This is a genomic window from Hymenobacter sp. YC55, from assembly GCF_029433095.1.
Lineage (GTDB): Bacteria > Bacteroidota > Bacteroidia > Cytophagales > Hymenobacteraceae > Hymenobacter.
The window spans coordinates 484,330-505,523 of sequence record NZ_JARNTX010000003.1 but is presented as its reverse complement, the minus strand read 5'-3'; the positions used below and the strand labels follow the sequence as shown (position 1 = coordinate 505,523).

The window sequence follows — 21,194 nt, the reverse complement described above, 5'->3', positions numbered from 1 at the left end:
AGCCTAGTAGAGGATTCGAAATAGAACGCCTGCGGGTACCCCGCTCGGCCCAATGACCTTTGCTCAGCAAACCGGAAAGTAATGCGTCAACCCTTTTCAGTATGCTGGTACTCTACTTCCTGCACGATTTGCGTGCTCCTAGTACTCGTATTCGCCAGCTTTTGGGCTTCGGCGCAGCCCTTGGTCGTTGGCAATTTAAAGTGTGAGTACCAGCGTAACCCACTGGGGGTGCCGCGCGCGGCGCCAGTTTTCAGCTGGGAGCTGACGTCCGACCAGCGCGCAACCAAGCAAACCGGCTACCGAATCTTGGTAGCGGATACCGAAAAGCAGCTCGGCAACAACATCGGCAACGTTTGGGATTCGGAAAAAGTAGCTTCCAGCGCCTCCATTCAGGTGAGTTACGCTGGCGCTCCGCTGAAGGCTACCAAAACCTATTATTGGAAAGTGATGGTCTGGGACCAAGCACAACGGGTTTCGGCGTGGTCGGGACCGGCGCGGTGGCAGATGGGGTTGCTGACTACCGCCGATTGGCAGGGTGCCCACTGGATTGCTTACGAGAAACTGCCCGACGACCACGTCAACGTACTACCGACCGACGGCAAGAAGGACGTGTTTGTCGGCAACAACGTGCTGCCGCTGCTACGCAAGGATTTCACCGTTCGGAAGAAGCTGCAACGCGCCACTGCTTATGTCTGCGGCCTTGGGCAGTTTGAACTGTACCTGAACGGGCAGAAAGTGGGCGACCATTTTCTGGACCCCGCCTGGACCAAGTACGACCAGCACGCTCAGTACGTCACGTTCGACGTGACCGAGCAACTGCGCAAGGGCGCCAATACCGTGGGCGTACTACTGGGCAACGGCTTCTACTACGTGCCGCCCGTGAAGGGCCGGTTCCGCAAGCTCAAAACCGCCTTTGGCTACCCGAAACTGCTGTGCCGTGTGGTGCTTGACTACCAGGATGGCAGCACGGAGCATGTGCTAAGCGACGCCACCTGGAAAACCACAACAGGCCCCATAACCTTCAGCAGCATCTACGGCGGCGAGGACTACAACGCCACGCTCGAGCAGCCCGGCTGGGACACCCCGCGCTTCAATGATAAAACTTGGAAACCGGCGCTGCTAGTGAGCGGTCCGCCCGAGTTGGCCTCGCAGATGGCCGACCCACTGAAAGTACACGAGACCTTTGCCCCTCAGAAAATCACGCCGCTACCCGCCAACAAATGGGTGTACGACTTCGGCCAGAATGCCTCGGGCATCATCGAGTTGCAAGTGCAAGGCCAGGCCGGTGACACGGTACGAATTCTGCCTGCTGAATTGCTGAAAGATGACAACACTATCACGCAAAAGAACAGCGGCGGCCCCTACTATTTCACCTACGTACTGAAAGGCAAAGGCGTGGAAATATGGCGGCCGCGCTTCAGCTACTATGGCTTCCGCTACGCGCAGGTGGAAGGCGGCGTGCCCAAGGGAGAAGCGAATCCCAACAACCGGCCCGTGGTGTTGGCCCTGACAGCCTTGCACACGCGCAACGCGGCCTCCCGAGTAGGTGAGTTCAACTGCTCCAACGACCTGTTCAACCGCACCAACTCCCTGATTGACTGGTCTATCAAGAGTAACATGGCCAGCGTGTTCACGGATTGTCCGCACCGCGAAAAGCTAGGCTGGCAGGAGGAAACCCATCTGATGGGCTCGTCGGTGCGCTACAACTACGACATTGCCGCGCTCTGCCGCAAGGTTATCGAAGACCTAAGAGTATCGCAGACGCCGGAGGGGCTGATTCCGGAAATTGCGCCCGAGTACGTGAAGTTTGAGTGGGGCGGCGACATGTTCCGCGACTCGCCGGAATGGGGTAGTAGCAGTGTGATCCTACCCTGGTACGTGTACCAATGGTATGGCGACAAGCAAGTACTGCGCGAAAGCTACCCCATGATGCAGCGCTACGTAGCCTACCTCGGCACCAAAGCCCAAGGGTATATTCTCAGCCAAGGCCTCGGTGACTGGTACGACCTCGGGCCTAAGCCGCCCGGTGTGTCGCAACAAACCCCGATGGGCGTAACCGGCACCGCTACTTACTACTACGACCTTACGATTCTAACCACCATTGCACGCTTGCTAGGCAAACCAGCAGATGCCGCGGCCTACGAAAAGTTGGCCGCCGAAGTGAAAACTGCTTTCAACGCGAAGTTTTTCAACAAAGGCACCAAACAATACGCCACTGGCAGCCAAGCAGCTAATGCCATGGCCGTGTACATGGGTTTGGTGGAGCCTGCCGACAAGGCCGCCGTGGTGGAAAACATTGTGCAAGACATTCGCAACCGCGATAACAGCTTGACAGCCGGCGACATCGGCTACCGCTACTTACTGAAAGTGCTCGACGACGAAGGCCGGTCCGATGTCATCTTTGCAATGAACAACCGCGCCGATGTGCCCGGCTACGGCTACCAACTGGTTAAAGGCGCTACCGCCCTTACCGAATCGTGGGCGGCGCTGCCCTCGGTGTCCAACAACCACCTGATGCTGGGCCACCTAATGGAATGGTTCTACGGAGGCTTAGCGGGCATTCGGCCGGCCGAGGATGCGGTGGCCTTCAACAAAATCGATATCCGACCCGAACCAGTCGGCGACGTGACTTCCGCTAAAGCTAGCCACCTTTCGCCCTACGGGCTGATTGCCAACGAGTGGAAAAAGACGGGTACCAGCTTTGAGATGAAGGTGACTATTCCAGCCAATACCACCGCCATTATCCATTTGCCGGCCATGGCTTCGTCAATCATCACGGAAAGCGGCCAGCAACTCCATCAGCGCAAAGAACTGACCAGTTTGGGATTCGATAAAGGAAAAACTCGCGTCCAGGTGGGTTCGGGCACCTACCATTTTGTCGTTGTTCAATGATAAAAGAACTTCCTACTGAGGCTGCCGAAGTAGCACACGCGCTGCCGTTGCCCAATCCATATCTATATGACCGTCATGCAGAGCGCAGCCGAAGCATCTCGCTAGTATGGTAATTACTACTCTAGCATCAGTACGCGAGATGCTTCGGCTCCGCTCAGCATGACAGTGCCTCTATAACGTCAGCTGTTAGCACAACGGCAGCACGCGAGATATTACATAGATGGACGCTGGAGCTAATAGGACGGACGATAAATCTGACAACAAAACTTTCCCGCACATGAAACTGAAATATGCCTGTCTGTTGCTGCTTGGTTGGCTGAGTCAATCCCAAGCCCGTGCGCAAGCGAAGCCGCCGCAGGTGCCAGCCGACGTGATGCAGAAAGTGTACGAGGAAGTGAAAACGCCGCACAAGTACGGCCTCGTGCTCGTGACCGACGACAACCGCAAGAAGATGGACTGCCCGAGCGTATTTCGCAAAAACGGCAAGTGGTACATGACCTACATCATCTACGACGGCCGCGGCTACGAAACCTGGCTGGCGCAAAGCAAAGACCTATTGAAGTGGGAAACAAAAGGCAAAATCATGGCCTTTACCGACACCACCGACTGGGACACCAATCAAAAAGCGGGCTACGTGGCCCTGCAAGACCACAAATGGGGTGGCAGCTACGAGTGGCAACCTTACCAGGGCAAATACTGGCTGTCGTATTTCGGCGGCAACTCGCGCGGCTACGAAAAAGGCCTGCTCTCCATCGGGATGGCCTACACGACCAAAGACCCAACCACCGTGCACCAGTGGCAACGCCTGCCCCAACCGGTGCTGCGACCCGACGACAAGGATGTCCGCTGGTGGGAAAACCACACCATCTACAAAAGCTCCGTCATCTGGGACAAGAGCAAGCTCACCGGCCACCCGTTCGTGATGTACTACAATGCCAACGGTGACTCGCTCGACACCAAGCGCGGCGCCGAGCGCATCGGCATGGCCGTCTCGGACGACATGACGCACTGGTCGCGGTACCTGCGCAACCCGGTTATCAACCACCACAGGGGCATCAGCGGCGATGCCTACCTGCAGCAACTAAATAACGGGCTGTGGGTGATGTTCTACTTCGGTGCCTTCTACCCCGGCGTGAGCGGTGCCGTGAACCGCTTTGCCTGCTCTTACGACTTAAAAAACTGGACCGACTGGACTGGTGCCAACCTCGTGGAACCGTCCGAGCCCTACGACGAGCTATTTGCGCATAAGTCGTTTGTAGTGAAGCACAAAGGAGTGGTTTATCATTACTACTGCGCCGTAAACAAGCCCGACCAGCGCGGTATTGCCGTGGCCACCTCCAAAGACTTGGGCAAGAGCAACATCACCTTCATTGCCCCACCGGAGAAAAAGAAAAAAGAAGTTAAAGCCTCCCCTAACTAACCCCACCCCCGGCCCATCATTTCAAAACTTAACACTTATGCTTCGTTCTCTCCTCCCCTTTCTTCTGCTGCTACTGCTAGGCGTGCCAAGCACGGCCTTCGGTGCGCAACCGGAAACGCGGGTGGTAGTTGACTTCAGTAAAAACTGGAAGTTTTTCTTGGGCGACCAGACGCAAGCCAAAGAAGTGTTGTTCAATGACGCTACCTGGCGGAAACTTACCCTGCCGCACGACTGGAGCATCGAAGGGAAATTCGACGAGAAGAACCCGGCCAAACCCGAGGGTGGCGGCTTGCCCACTGGCGTTGGCTGGTACCGCAAAACCTTCACGCTGCCCCCTGTCAAAAACAAGCGGGTCTACATCGAGTTCGACGGGGTACATCAGCACAGCGAGGTATGGCTGAACGGCCGCTCCTTGGGTTACCGGCCCAACGGCTACATTTCCTTTCGCTACGACCTGACGCCTCACCTCCGCCCCTCCGGGCAGGTCAACGTGCTGGCCGTGCGCGTTGACAATTCCGCGCAGCCGAACTCCCGCTGGTACACGGGCTCGGGCATCTACCGCAACGTACGGCTGGTAACCACCCACCCGGTGGCCGTAGATCAGTGGGGCACCTTCGTGACCACGCCGCAGGTAAGTTCGACGGCCGCCACGGTAGCCGTACAAACGCAGATTCGCAACGCGGCGGGCAACAAGCAACAAGCTAACCTGGAAACAGTCGTGCTGGATGCACAGGGCAAAGAAGTGGCTCGGCAGCTCACGAAAGGTATCAAACTCACCGATTCTATTACCCGCGTAGCGCAGACCCTTAGCCTGAGCAACCCCCAACTATGGTCAACGACGCGGCCCTACCTGTACCGGGTGCATACCACCGTGTTTCAGGGCAAGAAGGCTGTGGATTCCTATGATACGCCACTGGGTGTGCGTACTGCCGTATTTAAACCACAAGGGTTTCAACTCAACGGCCAACTGCTGCGCATTCAAGGCGTTAATCAGCACCATGATTTGGGGGCGCTGGGGGCGGCCTTCAACGTGCGGGCCGCCGAGCGGCAGCTGGAAATCCTGCGCGCTATGGGCTGCAACGCCATTCGGATGTCGCACAACCCGCCCGCGCCCGAACTGCTCGACCTCTGCGACCGAATGGGCTTTTTGGTGATGGACGAGGCGTTTGACATGTGGCAGAAAAAGAAAAACGGCAAAGACTACCACCTCGATTTCAAGCAGTGGCACCGCCGCGACCTGGAAGACCAAATCCGCCGCGACCGAAACCACCCCTCGGTATTTATCTGGAGCATTGGCAACGAAATCAGGGAGCAATTCGACAGCACCGGCACTCGCCTCACCAAGGAGCTGACCGCCCTTGTCAAGCAACTCGATTCCACCCGGCCCGTGACCTCGGCCCTGACCGAGCAGGAGCCCGACAAGAACTTTATCAGTCAGGCCGGCGTGCTCGATGTGCTGAGCTTCAACTACAAGCACGCGGAATATCCCAAGCTGCCTCAGCGCTTTCCCGGCCAAATCTTTCTGGCCACCGAAACCGCGGCGGCCTTCGAAACCCGTGGGCACTACGACCTGCCATCCGATAGTGTCCGCGTCTGGCCGCTGGACGGCAAAACCAAGCTTACCACCGGCAACCCCGACTTCACGGCTTCCAGCTACGACAACGCCCGACCCTACTGGGGCGCCACGCACGAGGCCGCCTGGGGCGCCATCAAGCAGAACCCGCACCTGACCGGCACCTTTGTGTGGAGCGGCTTCGACTACCTCGGCGAGCCGCTGCCTTACCCCTGGCCGGCGCACAGCTCCTATTTCGGCGTCATCGACCTGGCCGGCTTCCCCAAGGATGCCTACTATCTCTACCAAAGCGAGTGGACCAACCAGCCCGTACTGCACTTGTTGCCGCACTGGAACTGGCGCCCCGGCCAAACCGTGGACGTGTGGGCCTACTACAGCCAAGCCGACGAAGTGGAGCTACTACTCAACGGCAAGTCGCTGGGCACCCGCAAAAAGCAAGGCGCCGACCTGCACGTGCAATGGCGCGTACCCTACGCCCCCGGCACTTTGCAAGCGGTGTCGCGCAAAGGCGGCCAAACCGTGCTGACGCGCACCATCAACACGGCTGGCCCCGCCGCCAAAATCGAGCTAACCGCCGACCGCAGCAAGCTCCAAGCCGACGGCAAAGATTTGTCCTTCCTCACCGTTCGGGTGCTAGATGCCGCCGGCAACTTGGTACCCGATGCGGCCAACCTGGTGAAGTTTGCAGTCAACGGCCCCGGCTTGGTAGCTGGCGTCGACAACGGCTATCAAGCCAGCTTGGAGCCGTTCAAGGCTGAGTCGCGCAAAGCCTACAACGGCATGTGCCTGGCCATCATCCAAACCACGGAAAAAGAAGGAACTATCACGGTGCAGGCCACCGCCGACAACCTGACGTCGGCCGCCGTGACGCTAACAAGCGCAGCAGTCCCCGGGGCATTAACCGGAAAAGAGCAGGCAAGTCAGTCGCATGCGGCAAAGAACTGATTGTAAAACCAATGACTCATCACTGTTTGAATTCTACTTTCCACGCCGCTAATCGTCTGGCTTTCCTGCTCCCGTTGAGAGGAAGCCGGGAAGTGAGGCGTACTGTTTGGGCCACCCTGCTGCTCCTGCTGCCCACGCTACTCCACGCCCAAGAGGCCAGCGTGTACTTCTTTCCCGGGGTTTCTCATCCGCCGACAGTGTACGCCGGCGAAGCCGACGGCTACCAGATTCCGCAGATTACCGAACTCAACCGCGACCCGGCCCGGGCCACGGCGTACTCTTTCCCTTCTGAAAAAGAGGCCCTATTTGGCGACCGGACCAAAACCCCGCGGCTGCTTTCGCTGAATGGCAATTGGGATTTCAGCTTTGCCAGCAGGCCCGCTGACGCTCCCAAAGACTTCTACAAAAGCCGGGTGAGTGGTTGGAAGCAGCTGGCGGTGCCCGCCAACTGGGAAATGAACGGCTACGACCTACCGATCTACAAAAGCGCCAAGTACCCGTTTCGCCCCGTTGCGCCGCCCTTCGTGCCGCAGGATTACAACGGCGTGGGCTCCTACCAGCGCACGTTCACGGTGCCCGCGGGCTGGCAAAATCAGAACGTGACGCTGCACTTCGGCGGCGTTAGTTCGGCCTTCAAGGTGTGGGTAAATGGCAAGTTTCTGGGCTACGGGGAGGATAGTTGCCTACCATCGGAATTCAACGTAACGCCTTATCTGCAAGCTGGTGAGAACACCGTTTCGGTGCAGGTGATGCGCTGGTCGGATGGGTGCTACCTCGAAGACCAGGACCATTGGCGCCTGAGCGGCATCTACCGCGAAGTGCTGCTCCTGGTCGAGCCGAAGTTTCGCATTGCCGATTTCCATTGGCAGGCCAAGCTCGATAAGCAGTACAAAGACGCGGTGCTTAGCATCCGGCCCCGGCTAGAAAACCTAACCGGCAACAACGACCTAAGCGGCTATCAAGTAAAGGCGCAGCTCTATGATAAGGCGGGGGCCGCGGTGCTAACTCAGCCCTTGCAGCGCACTGCCGAAAGCATCATCAACGAGCCTTACCCGCGCCTCGACAACGCCAAGTTCGGGCTGCTGGAAACCACCATCCGCAACCCGCTGAAGTGGAGCGACGAGGCGCCCAACCTCTATACGCTGGTACTGACGCTCACCGACCAAGCCGGCAACGTGCTGGAAGCCAAGAGCTGCAAGGTTGGCTTCCGCAGCATCGAGTTTTCCAAGGACAACGGCAAGCTACTACTCAACGGCAAGCAAACTTACCTCTACGGCGTCAACCGCCACGACCACCATCCCACCAAGGGCATGGCGGTGACCAGGGACGACATCCGGCAGGACGTGCAGACCCTCAAGCAGTTCAACTTCAACTGCATCCGCACCAGCCATTACCCCAACGACCCGTACTTCTACGACCTCTGCGACGAGTACGGCATCCTCGTCATCGACGAGGCCAACCTGGAAACCCACGGGTTAGGCTCTAAACTCAGCAACGACCCGGCCTGGACCACTGCCTACCAGGAGCGCAGCATGCGCATGGCCCTACGCGACAAAAACCACCCGAGCATCATCTTCTGGAGCCTCGGCAACGAGTCGGGGCGCGGGCCGAACCACGCCGCCATGGCCGCCTGGCTGCACGATTTCGACATCACCCGGCCCATTCACTACGAGCCGGCCATGGGCGACCCGCACGTGGAAGGCTACATCGACCCCAACGACCCCGCCTACCCCAAAAACCACGCCTACCGCATCCAAACGCCCCGCGACCAAGCCTACGTGGACATGGTGAGCCGCATGTACCCCGGCTTGTTTACCGGCGAGTTGCTCGCCAACCAGCAAAACGGCGACACCCGGCCCATTTTCTTTTGCGAGTACGCTCACTCCATGGGCAACGCCACCGGCAACATGAAGGAATTTTGGGACGGTTGGCGTGCCACCAAGCGCGTGATTGGCGGCTGCATTTGGGAGTTTAAAGACCAGGGACTCCTGAAAAGAGACTCAATTGGCACGCCCTTTTATGCCTACGGGGGCGACTTTCAAGAGAAGTACTACGACGACTTCACCATCAAAGGCATTGTGGCCTCCGACGGCAAGCCCCACGCGGCCATCTACGAGTGCAAGCGGGTGTACCAACCGGCAGAATGCACCTTGACTGATGCCAGCAAAGGCTTGCTGAAAATTGAAAACCGCCACGCCAGTAAGTCCTTAGGCGACTACACGGCGGCGCTGACAGTGCGCGAGGATGGCCGGGTAGTTTCCGTTAAGACGCTGCCGCGCCTGCAACTGGCGGCGGGCCGCGACACCATTCTTTCCCTCAAGCCCTTGCTGCCAAAAATGAAATCTGGCGCCGAGTATCTGGCCACGATTTCCTTCGCGCTGCCGGAGCAAGCTACTTGGGCCCCCAAAGGCCACGAGGTAGCCAGCAACCAGTTTGCGCTGACTGGATTGGCCCGGCCATCGGCATCGGCTAGCAAGTATCCGGCCGTGACGGTGCGCGAGGAAGCGAACACCTACACGCTCAGTGGCAAGGACTTTCAGGTAGCCTTCGATAAAACCAGCGGCGCGCTAACGTCTTACCGCCACCGTGGCACCGAGCAGCTAGCCGCCCCGCTCCTGCCCCACTTCACGCGTCCCCTCACCGACAACGACCGGCGCGGCTGGAAAGCCGACAAAAAGCTGAAGGAGTGGTACACGGCCTCCCCCAAGCTGCAAACCATGACGCTCGATAAGTCGGGTGCTGGCATATCCAGTGTGACAAGCACCTACCGCCTTATCGCAGACAAAACCACGGTGCAAGTGACTTACACCGTCAACGGCGATGGGGTGCTGAAAGTGGAGTACGCCTTGACGCCCGCCGCGGGTTTGCCCAACATCCCGAAGGTGGGCATGCAGGTGGGCATTCGGCGCAACTACGACCAAATCAGCTACTACGGCCGCGGCCCGTTGGAAAACTATATCGACCGGCGCTACGGCTTCGACGCGGGCATTTACAGCCAGCCGCTCAGCGAGTTTGCCGATTCCTACGTGGTGCCCATGGAATACGCCAACCGCACCGATGTTCGCTGGATGCAGCTCGCCGACCAGCAGAAAGCTGGCCTGCTGGTAGTAGCCGACAGCTTATTGAGTATGAGCGCCTGGCCCTACACCGAGCAAAACATTCAGGCGGCCCGCCACACCAACAAGCTTAAAGACGCGGGTTTTATCACCCTCAACATCGACCTCGCGCAGATGGGCGTCGGCGGCAACACCAGTTGGGATGCGCAGGCCGCGCCGATTGATAAGTACCAGTTGCCCGCCAAACCCTACGCCTACAGCTTTTATTTGCTACCCCTAGGCGGCAAGAAAGTTGACGTCAGCGCGCTAGCGCGGAAGGTGCGGTTTGAGAGTAAAACCCAGGTTCGCGAAGGAAAAACACCTACCGTCGGCAGCACCGGCAAACTGTAGCATGAATCGTAGGCTCACTCCTTCTTTCTTCGCGTGCAACCTGCTTCTCGGGCTGGTTACCTGCGTGGTCAGCCCCGAGGCGCAGGCGCAGTCCAGCGTGGCGCCTGTCGACTTGAAGGCGGCGTTTCAGAATCCGCCCGAGGCGGCCAAACCGTGGGTGTTCTGGTACTGGATGAACGCCGCCGTGACGCCCGAGGGCATTACGGCCGACCTGGAAGCTATGAGCGAAGCGGGCATCGGAGGGGCCTACCTCATGCCGATAAAGGGCATTGAAAATCCGCCGGCTATTACGCCGCCAGCCGTGCAACTCTCGCCGCAATGGTGGAAAATGGTGAAGCACGCCATGAGGGAAGCCGACCGCCTCGGCCTGAAACTCGCCATGCATGTGAGCGACGGATTTGCCCTGGCCGGTGGCCCCTGGATTACGCCGGAGCTGTCGATGCAGAAGGTGGTGTACACGCAGAGCCTGGTGAAAGGTGGCCGCCGCATAAACCAAGTGCTGCCGCAGGCCGCCACCGTGCAAAACTACTACCGCGACATTGCGGTGTACGCCTATCCTACTCCCCAAGGCATTAGCTCCACGGCCACCAGCAAACCCCGCGTTACGAGCAACATAGCGGGCGGCAAGCCAGAACTGCTGGCCGTGGCAGGCAACAAAGAAGGCTTTAAAACCAGTGAACCGGGCTGGATTCAGTACGCCTTCGACCAGCCCTTTACTTGCCGCTCCCTGCGCATTCGTTCCAACGGCTATAACTACCAGGCCAACCGCTTGCTGGTGGAAGTCAGCAACGATGGGCAGCAGTTCCGGCCCGTCACGCGGCTGCAACCGCCCCGCAGCGGCTGGCAAGACAGCAGCGCCGTAACGCACGCGCTGCCCCCCACCACCGCCCGCTACTTCCGCTTCCGCTACGACCCGACGGGTTCGGAACCGGGTGCCGAGGACTTGGACGCAGCCAAGTGGAAACAGTCGCTGAAAGTGAATGAAATCCGGCTGTCGGGCGCGGCGCGCATTCATCAGTACGAAGGCAAAAACGGTGAGGTGTGGCGCGTAAGTGAGCGAACTACTGCGCAACAGCTCCCGGATTCGCTATGCGTGCCGCTAAGCAAAGTTGTCAACCTGACCGGCAAATTGGACGCTACCGGCCGCTTGCTTTGGAACGCCCCGCCCGGCAACTGGACAATTCTGCGTGTCGGCCACGGCTCGACGGGCCAAATCAATACCACGGGCGGCGGGGCCCGGGGGCTGGAGTGCGACAAGTTCAATCCCGAAGCCGTGAAGCTGCAATTCGACAGCTGGTTTGGCGAAGCTATCCGCCAGGGTGGGCCAGATTTAGCCAGTCGGGTGCTGAAGATGTTTCACGTGGACAGTTGGGAATGCGGCTCGCAGAACTGGTCAATTAACTTTGCCACTGAGTTCAAACAGCGCCGCGGCTACGATGTACTGCCCTATCTGCCGGTGCTGACCGGGGTGCCGCTGGAAAGCGCCGACGTATCGGAAAGGGTGTTATTTGATGTGCGCCAAACCATTGCGGAACTGGTAAACGACAAGTTCTACGTGACGCTGAAAGAGCAGGCCCACGCCAAAGGCTGCACGTTTTCGGCCGAGGCTATTGCGCCTACCATGGTGAGTGACGGCCTGCTGCACTACCAACACGCCGACGTACCGATGGGCGAGTTCTGGCTGCGCAGCCCCACCCACGACAAGCCCAACGACATGCTCGACGCCATTTCGGGCGCGCATATCTACGGCAAGAACATCGTGCAGGCCGAAGCTTTCACCGAACTCAGGCTAGCTTGGGACGAGCACCCCGGCATGCTCAAAGCCTTGCAGGACCGCAACTACGCGCTGGGCATCAACCGGATGGTGTACCACGTATTCGTGCACAACCCCTGGCTGAACCGAAAGCCCGGCATGACGCTAAGTGGCATCGGCTTATTTTTCCAGCGCGACCAAACCTGGTGGAAACCTGGCCGCGCCTGGGTGGACTACGCCCGCCGCTGCCAAGCCCTGCTCCAACTCGGCCACCCCGTTACGGACGTAGCGGTATTCACGGGCGAGGAAACCCCGCGCCGCGCCATCCTGCCCGACCGGCTGGTTTCGACGCTGCCGGGCATTTTCGGGGCGGCTACCGTAGCCAGCGAAAAGCAGCGCCTCGCCAACGTTGGCTTGCCCATGCGCGAGTTGCCCGAAAAAGTATCGGCTTCCGCCAACATGGCCACGGCCGAAACCCTGGTGGATCCGCTGCACGGCTATGCCTACGATTCCTTTAACAAGGATGTACTGCTGAACCGCGCCACGGTGCAGAACGGCCGCATCACGCTACCGGGCGGGGCCAGCTACAGTTTGCTGATAATTCCCGGAGCCCACCCCCTGTCACCCGATAGCACGGCTATGTCGCCGGCCGTGGCCGGTCGGCTGCGGGAGTTGGTGCAAGCCGGGGCCACCGTGCTCCTGAACCGCCGGCCAACTCACTCGCCGGAATTGCGCGACTTCCCGGCGGCCGACAAACAAATTCAGCAGCTCACGGCGCAACTGCCTTCCACGAACAACTTAACCGCTTCAACTTCCGTGGCGCCGCTTTCCTTCGGTCAAGGCCGAGTAGTGCAAGGACCTTTCACCGCTGATTCGTTTGAGGCGTTGGGCTTGACGCGGGATGTAGTAGCAACCAGCGCCAGCGGCCAACGCGCCCGCGGCATTGCCTGGAATCACCGCACCGACGCGCAGTTCGATATCTACTTCATTTCCAATCAGCTCGACTCGCTCCAAACCATCAACCTGTCGGTGCGGGTGGCGGGGCGGCAGCCGGAGCTATGGAACCCGGTAACGGGTGAAACGCGCTTAGCGCAAGACTGGCAACTCGAAAATGGCCGGACCCGGCTGCCGTTGCGGCTAAACCGCAACGAGTCCGTGTTCGTGGTGTTTCGGGAGCCGACCACGCAGCAAGCCGCCCATACCGGCCGAAACTGGACGGACTTAGAGTTGCAGCAAACCCTGAGCGGGCCGTGGCAGGTTTCTTTTGACGCCAAAGCCGGTGGCCCCGCCCAACCCGTCGTCTTCCATGACCTCAGGGACTGGAGCAAGCACCCCGACACGGCCATCCGGCATTATTCCGGCACCGCCGAGTACACCAAGACTTTCCGCTGGAAGCAAAGTAAGCGCCGCCAGCAGCGGGTGTGGCTGGAGCTCGGCCAACTCGCCAACCTAGCCGAAGTGCAGGTGAACGGCACAGCTTGCGGCATTACCTGGACTGCTCCCTACCGCATCGACATCACCAACGCCCTACGCAAGGGCGACAACCAGCTTCGCATTCTCGTGACCAACACTTGGGCTAACCGTCTCATCGGCGACCAAGCCCTCCCCACTGACCAGCGCCACACCTGGACGCCTGCGCCTTCGCCAGCCGCTGGCAAGCCGCTGCTACCGGCTGGCTTGCTCGGGCCAGTTGGCATCAGCGTTTCCACGGAATCGTCGAAATGAAATATGAACCTCAAAAACCATCGTGCAGAGTGCCGCGAGGCTTGTGTTGTGTTGCTATTGCCAACCAGAACGTCCTGCTGAGCGCAGTCGAAGCATCTCGCGTGTTGAGGTTGATTTTACCACACTAGCGAAATGCTTTGACTGCGCTCAGCAGGACAGGTGCCAGGTCAGCACAATGGCCTTTCTTAATTTTTGACTCTGAGCTTATTGCCATGAATCGTTCCACCCGCAATTTCCTTCTTGTTGCGCTTTTGAGCTTCGCAACGCTGATTGCCCGACCAGCGACGGCCCAAGACAAAGGACTGGTTAACACATCTGCCAGCACTTATGCCAAGCTGAGCGGCGTGGACGTAGGCAGCGTGAGTTGGCAGCAAGGCTTTTGGGCCGACCGGTTTAAAGTGTGCCGCGAATCCATGATTCCAACCATGTGGGCCTTGTACCATGATCCAGTGAAAAATCACTCGTTCCGCAATTTTGAAATTGCGGCGGGGCTGGAAAAAGGCGAGCACAAAGGTCCGCCCTTCCACGACGGCGATTTTTACAAGCTGTTTGAAGCCGTGGCCGCCACCTACGCCACCACCAAAGACCCGGCCCTGGACCGCATGATGGACGAGGCCATCACCGTTATTGCCAAGTGCCAGCGCCCCGACGGCTACCTCAATACGCAGGCTACCATTGCGGCGCTGAACACGGGCAAGGGCACCGAGTTTCAGGACCGGCTCAATTTCGAAAGCTACAACCTAGGCCACCTGATGACGGCCGCCTGCGTGCACTACCGCGCCACCGGCAAAACGACCATGCTGGATTTGGCGAAAAAGGCTACCGATTACCTCTACAACTTTTATCAGCGGTCCTCGCCAGAGCTGGCCCGCAATGCCATCTGCCCTTCCCACTACATGGGCGTGGTGGAAATGTACCGCACCACCCGCGACCCGCGCTACTTGGAACTCGCCAAAAACCTGATCAATATCCGGGGGCTGGTGCAGAACGGCACCGACGACAACCAGGACCGCCTGCCGTTCCGGCAGATGCAGAAAGCCGGCGGCCACGCCGTGCGCGCCAATTACCTGTTTGCGGGCGTGGCCGACGTATATGCCGAAACCGGCGACAAAACGTTGCTCACTACCCTAGACAAGATGTGGGACGACGTGACCAGCCACAAAATGTACGTCACCGGCGCCTGCGGAGCGCTCTACGACGGGGTTTCGCCCGACGGCACCGCCTACAAACCCGACACGGTGCAGAAAATTCACCAGGCGTATGGGCGCGACTACCAGCTCCCCAACTACACGGCCCACGGCGAGACCTGCGCCAATATCGGCAACGTGCTCTGGAACTGGCGCATGCTGCAAGTCACCGCCGACGCCAAGTACGCCGACGTGCTGGAAACGGCACTCTACAACAGCGTGCTTTCTGGTATCAGTTTAGATGGCAAGCGGTTTCTGTACACCAATCCGCTGGCGTATTCCGACGAGCTGCCATTCAGCCAGCGGTGGTCCAAGGATCGGGTCGACTACATCAGCCTTTCCAACTGCTGCCCGCCCAACGTAGTGCGCACCGTAGCCGAGGTCAGCAACTACCTGTACAGCGTATCAGACAAAGGTCTGTGGCTGAATATGTACGGCGGCAATACGCTGAACACCAAGCTTCGGGATGGCTCCGCCGTGCGCATGAGCCAAGTAACCGACTACCCGTGGGACGGCACCGTGAAGCTGACGCTGAACGAAGCGCCACTTAAGCCGTTTTCGCTGTTTCTCCGGATTCCGGGCTGGAGCGAGCAAGTTAAGCTGCTCGTCAATGGCAAAGCGCAGAACGTGGCGCTAAAGCCCGGCACCTACGCCGAAGTGAACCGCACCTGGAAGGCCGGCGACCTAGTGGAGCTGCAATTGCCGATGCCCGCTCGACTCGTGGAAGCCAACCCGCTAGTCGAGGAAACCCGCAACCAGGTAGCCGTGAAACGCGGCCCCATCGTGTACTGCGCGGAAACCAAAGACTTCCCGGCTAGCCAAAAGCTCTCGGCCCTCACCATTTCGGCCGGCACTCGCTTTTCGCCGAAGCAGCTACGCATCGAGGGCAGCAGCGTAATGACCCTTACCGGCAAAGGGGAGCTAACACCCGACCCACAATGGGGCAGCCAGCTCTACCGCCCACTTTCCAACCGCAAACCCACCACGGTACCGCTCACCCTCATCCCCTACTACGCCTGGGGCAACCGCGGCCACACCGATATGCAAGTCTGGATTCCAGTGAGCCGGTAGTGGTTTGCCATGCATTCCCCAACACCAAAAGCCCATCAACCTTCAGCTTTGCTCAGCAAAACAGAAATGCGTGCTGCCACTCCCAACACCACCCGAACGTCCAACTGAGTTTGCCGCTCTTTTACATGAACACCAAGTCACTTCTCTTTTGCCTCGCCGCACTGCTTATTCCTCGCCTGCTTTGGGCGGAAGTTAAATTGCCTGCCCTTTTCACCGACAACATGGTGTTTCAGCAGCAAGCGGCGTGTGCGGTGTGGGGATGGGCAAAGGCGGGCAGCACCATCACCGTAGCGCCTTCGTGGGGCAAGCAGAAGTACAGCACCAAAACCGACGCGGCGGGTAAGTGGAAACTTAAAGTAACGACGCCACAAGCGGGTGGACCGTACCAACTAACCATCAGCGACGGAAAGCCCGTGACGTTGAAGAACGTGTTGGTGGGCGAGGTGTGGCTCTGCACGGGACAGTCGAACATGGAAATGCCGATGAAGGGTTTCAAGGGCCAACCGATTCTAAACGCCAACGAGGCTATTTTGAAGTCGAGCAACCCCAACATTCGGCTCTACAACGTGCCGCGCAACTCCCGCACCGAACCCAAAGACAACAGCAAGCCCTTCACTTGGAAGGTGGCCGAGCCCGAAGCCGTGTCGAACTTCAGCGCCACCGGCTATTACTTTGGCCGGCTGCTCAACGAGCTGTTGCACGTGCCGGTGGGCCTGATCAATTGCAGCTACGGCGGCTCTACTATTGAGGCCTGGATGAACGCCGAAACGCTCCGCCAATTCGCCGGCGTGACAATTCCACTTAAAACCGACTCCATCAAAGCAGTGAACCGCACGCCCACCACGCTCTACAACGGCATGCTGCACCCGGTGGTCGGCTACGGTATTCGGGGTGTTATCTGGTACCAGGGCGAATCCAACTACGAGCACCCCGACGAGTACCCGGCCCGGCTGGCAGCGTTGGTGAAAGAGTGGCGCACGGAGTGGAGCATGGGCGATTTTCCGTTCTACTACGCCCAAATTGCCCCGTACAATTACGCCCAGCTCCCGCCCTACAACAAAGGCGGCAAGTTCAACTCGGCCTTCCTGCGCGACGCCCAGCGCAAGGCCGAACCCCAAATTCCGAATGTCGCCATGGCCGTCCTGCTTGATGTGGGCGAAGAAAATTCCATTCACCCCATGCGCAAAGAGCCCGGCGGTACCCGCTTGGCGCTGCTAGCCCTAGCCAAAACGTATGGGTTGAAAGGCTTCGGCGCTACTAGCCCGGCCTACGAGTCGCTGGAGGTGAAAGACGGGGCCGTAGCAGTGAAGTTCAAGGACGCACCGAACGGCCTGAGCAGCTTCGGGTTGGAGCTAACGGGCTTTGAAGTGGCCGGCACCGACCAGAAGTTCTACCCCGCCAAAGCCGCCATCAACGGCAGCGTCATCACGGTGTCGAGCGAGGCGGTGAAGGCGCCGGTGGCCGTGCGCTACGCCTTCCAGGACTTCACCCGCGCCACGTTGTTCAGCAACGAAGGCTTGCCCGTATCGTCGTTTCGGACTGATGATTGGGCGCAATGAATAAGTTTCTTCTTGGGCGCTTGGGCGCGCTGTTGCTGTGCCTGCTCCCGCTTACTATTCGCGCCCAAAAAACCGCGGCAGCCGCCCCCGAGCTAGCGGCCTGCAACATCACCTGGACCAGCCCGAGTTGCAACGCCCGCGAATCCATGCCCTGTGGGGGCGGCGACGTGGGCCTGAACGTGTGGGTGGAGCAAGGCGACGTGCTGTTCTACGTGGCCCGCAGTGGCACCTTCGACGAAAACAATACGCTACTCAAGCTCGGCCGCGTACGGCTGCGGCTTTCCCCAAATCCCTTCGCAGGCGGCACCTTCAAGCAACACCTCAACCTTGAAGCCGGCGACGTAACCCTGAGCGGCACCGTCGGCAACAACTCGGCGCAGGTGCACATTTGGGTGGACGTGTTCAAGCCGGTCGTACACGTTGAGGTCAGCAGCTCCGAGAAACTGGTGGCGGAGGCCAGCTACGAAAGCTGGCGCTACCAAGACCACCCCACCAAAGGCAAGGAAAACAACCAGAATTCCTATAAGTGGGCGCCGCAGGGCGAGGTAAAAACCCTGCAAGACAGCATCCGCTTCCGCCGCCAGGGCGTGGAGTTCTTCCACCAGAATCGCGCCCAAACGGTGTTCGACGTGACGGTGCAGCAGCAAGGACTGGCAGCTATAAAGCCGCAATTATTCAACCCGCTGCAAAACTTGATTTTCGGCGGTGCGCTGCAAGGGCGCGGCTTCGCTCCGGCCGGCACTTATTCCGGCAAGTACCTCGATACGCCTTATCAGGGCTGGAAGCTGAAAAGTCGGGCGGCTCGCGCCCACTCCATGGTGGTAGCCATGCACACCGCCTATTCGCCGAGCGCGGCGCAGTGGCGGCAGAGCTTGCAACAGACGTTAGCGGCTGCGCAACAAAACCTGAAAGAAAGCCGGCAACGCACGCTGGCCTGGTGGCGCGACTACTGGAACCGCAGCTTCATTTATGTGCAACCGGGGCAGCAGGCCGCCAACGCGCCCGAGTGGCAGGCGGGGCGCAACTACCAGCTAATGCGCTATATGCTAGGTTGCAATGCGTTCGGTGCTTACCCCACCAAATTCAACGGGGGTTTGTTCACCTACGACCCTTCGCTAACGGATTCCACGTTGAAGTTCACCCCGGATTTTCGCAACTGGGGCGGCGGCACCCACACCGCCCAAAACCAGCGGCTGGTGTATTGGCCGATGCTGAAAAGCGGCGATGCTACCCTAATGAAGCCGCAGTTCGATTTCTACCTGCGCATCCTGCGCAATGCCGAGCTGCGCAGTGAAACGTACTGGCACCACAAAGGCGCCTGCTTCACCGAGCAACTCGAAAACTTCGGCTTGCCCAACCCGGCCGAATACAACTGGAAACGCCCGCCCGGCTTCGACCCCGGCCTAGAGCACAACGCCTGGCTGGAATACGAGTGGGACACGGTGCTGGAATTCTGCTTGATGATGCTGGAAACCGAGCGTTACGCCGGCCACGACGTAGCCGCTTACCTGCCCTTCGTGGAAAGCTGCCTGACTTTTTTCGATGAGCACTACCAATACCTGGCGCGCCAGCGTGGCGCCAAAGCCCTCGACGGAGAAGGCCACCTGGTGCTTTATCCTGGCTCGGGTGCCGAAACCTACAAGATGGCCTACAATTCCACTGCCACCATTGCCGCTTTGCGCACCGTACTGACGCGCCTGCTGGAACTGCCGCCTACCTACGGTACCGCCGAACAGCGCAAAACGTGGACGGCCATGCTCGACCGGGTTCCCGACATCAGCTTGCGAGAAGTGGAAGGCCACAAGCTGCTCGCCCCGGCCAAGTCCTGGGAGCGAATCAACAACGTGGAAAGTCCGCAGCTCTACCCCGTGTTTCCGTGGGGCTTGTACGGCATCGGCAAGCCCGACTTGGCGGTGGCCGTCAATACCTACCGCTACGACCCGGATGTGCAGAAATTTCGCAGCCACATCGGGTGGAAGCAGCACAACATTTTTGCTGCCCGCCTCGGCCTGACCGACGAAGCCGCCGAGCTAACCGTGAAGAAGCTGCAAGATTCCGGCCGCCGCTTCCCCGCCTTCTGGGGCCCCGGCTACGACTGGGCGCCCGACCACAACTGGGGCGGCGCCGGCATGCTCGGCCTCCAGGAAATGCTTTTGCAAACCGACGGCCGCAAAATCTTGTTGCTGCCCGCCTGGCCCCGAACCTGGGACGTGCATTTCAAGCTGCACGCGCCTTACCAAACCACTGTGGAAGCCGTGGTAAAAGATGGAAACGTGCAGATACTAAAGGTGATACCGGAGTCGCGCCGCAAGGATATAGTGGTGGATTGATAGATGTTTGCGCAGGCTTAGCTTAGTGACAAGGCAACGGCTTTTTGGGCGATAATCGTGGTTTGAAAAATCAAATAGGTAGGCTTGTTGGTTGTAATGGTTCTTGTTTCAACAACCCGAGTATATGTCAATCAATGCCTTGTTTGCGCCGTTTGCGCTGAAGTCTTTACAACTCAAGAACCGCATTGTCATGGCTCCCATGACGCGCTCCTTTTCCCCCAATGGCGTGCCCGGCCCCAACGTGGCCGCTTACTACCGCCGCCGGGCCGAAGGCCAGGTAGGCCTGATTTTGTCGGAAGGCACCGTAGTAGAGCGCCCGGCCTCGTCCAACGACCCTAATATTCCCCATTTCTATGGCGAGCAGGCGCTGGCCGGCTGGCAGCACGTTATCGAGGAAGTGCACGCCGGCGGCGGCAAAATGGGCCCGCAACTCTGGCACATGGGCGTGATGAGTGAGCACCGCTCCGGCTGGAAACCGTCGGAAGCCTTCGAAGGACCCTCGGGCCTGCTCAAACCTGGCCAAGCCACCGGCAAGGTTATGACTGAAAATGACATCACCGACACCATTGCCGCGTTCGGCCGGGCTGCCGCTGATGCCAAGCGCCTGGGCTTCGACTGCCTGGAACTGCACGGCGCCCACGGCTACCTGATCGACCAGTTTTTCTGGGCCGGCCTCAACCACCGTACCGACAGCTACGGCGGCGACGAACTAACGGCCCGCAGCCGCATTGCCGTGGAACTGGTGCAGGAAGTGCGCCGCCAAGTGGGCGAAGACTTCGTTATCAGCCTGCGCCTCTCGCAGTGGAAACAGCAGGACTACGACGTGAAGCTGGCTCACTCGCCGCAGGAAATGGAGGCTTGGCTCCGGCCCCTAGCCGATGCCGGCGTAGATATTTTTCACTGCTCGCAGCGCCGTTTCTGGGAGCCCGAGTTCGAAAACGAAGGTTCGGATTTAAACTTTGCTGGCTGGGTGAAAAAGCTTACCGGTAAAACCACCATCACGGTAGGCTCGGTGGGGTTGTCGGGCGAATTTCTGGCTGGTTTCGCGGGCGAAGCTTCTGAACCGCGTTCCATTGATGAGTTGCTGCGCCGCCTCGACCGCAACGAGTTTGACCTCGTGGCCGTGGGTCGCCAGCTGATTGTGGACCCGAACTGGGTGGAGAAAATCCAGCAGGGCCGCTCAGACGAAATGAAGGGCTATAGCCGCGAGGCACTAAGCACACTGGTATAGCCACGCTTAGCGGCATGTTTCCGCTAATTGTCTAAAATCAACCAGCCCAGTTGCCTTGCGTA

9 protein-coding genes are annotated in these 21,194 nt (G+C 59.3%); all 9 read left to right on the top strand.

The annotated features are described in order from the left end of the window. Positions 1–132 precede the first annotated feature (132 nt). The 9 genes from P1X16_RS22375 (at position 133) to P1X16_RS22335 (ending at position 21,132) form a co-directional block, all read left to right on the top strand. Positions 133–2,892: a family 78 glycoside hydrolase catalytic domain gene (locus P1X16_RS22375; RefSeq protein WP_277233958.1), complete on the top strand. Its 2,760-nt coding sequence runs from the start codon at positions 133–135 to the stop codon at positions 2,890–2,892. Between the two features lie 277 nt (positions 2,893–3,169). Further along, the gene (locus P1X16_RS22370) at positions 3,170–4,312 is read left to right on the top strand and encodes a glycosylase (RefSeq protein WP_277233956.1); all 1,143 of its coding nucleotides are present in this window, start codon (positions 3,170–3,172) and stop codon (positions 4,310–4,312) included. A 37-nt stretch (positions 4,313–4,349) separates the two neighbouring features. Next, positions 4,350–6,830, top strand: coding sequence for a beta-galactosidase GalB (galB, locus tag P1X16_RS22365; RefSeq protein WP_277233954.1), 2,481 nt, complete (start codon positions 4,350–4,352; stop codon positions 6,828–6,830). Between the two features lie 26 nt (positions 6,831–6,856). Beyond that, positions 6,857–10,276, top strand: coding sequence for a glycoside hydrolase family 2 TIM barrel-domain containing protein (locus P1X16_RS22360; RefSeq protein ID WP_277233952.1), 3,420 nt, complete (start codon positions 6,857–6,859; stop codon positions 10,274–10,276). Position 10,277: 1 nt separating this feature from the next. Continuing rightward, the gene (locus P1X16_RS22355) at positions 10,278–13,754 is read left to right on the top strand and encodes a glycosyl hydrolase (RefSeq protein ID WP_277233950.1); all 3,477 of its coding nucleotides are present in this window, start codon (positions 10,278–10,280) and stop codon (positions 13,752–13,754) included. A gap of 212 nt (positions 13,755–13,966) precedes the next feature. After that, positions 13,967–16,012 (top strand): glycoside hydrolase family 127 protein, encoded by a 2,046-nt coding sequence (locus P1X16_RS22350; protein ID WP_277233948.1) that lies wholly within the window; start codon positions 13,967–13,969, stop codon positions 16,010–16,012. A gap of 125 nt (positions 16,013–16,137) precedes the next feature. After that, positions 16,138–17,571, top strand: a complete 1,434-nt coding sequence (locus tag P1X16_RS22345; RefSeq protein WP_277233946.1) for a sialate O-acetylesterase — start codon at positions 16,138–16,140, stop codon at positions 17,569–17,571. After that, positions 17,568–19,901 (top strand): DUF5703 domain-containing protein, encoded by a 2,334-nt coding sequence (locus P1X16_RS22340; RefSeq protein ID WP_277233944.1) that lies wholly within the window; start codon positions 17,568–17,570, stop codon positions 19,899–19,901. The genes P1X16_RS22345 and P1X16_RS22340 overlap by 4 nt, the downstream gene beginning before the upstream one ends. Before the next feature lie 124 nt (positions 19,902–20,025). Further along, positions 20,026–21,132, top strand: a complete 1,107-nt coding sequence (locus tag P1X16_RS22335; RefSeq protein WP_277233943.1) for an NADH:flavin oxidoreductase — start codon at positions 20,026–20,028, stop codon at positions 21,130–21,132. Positions 21,133–21,194: the final 62 nt, after the last annotated feature.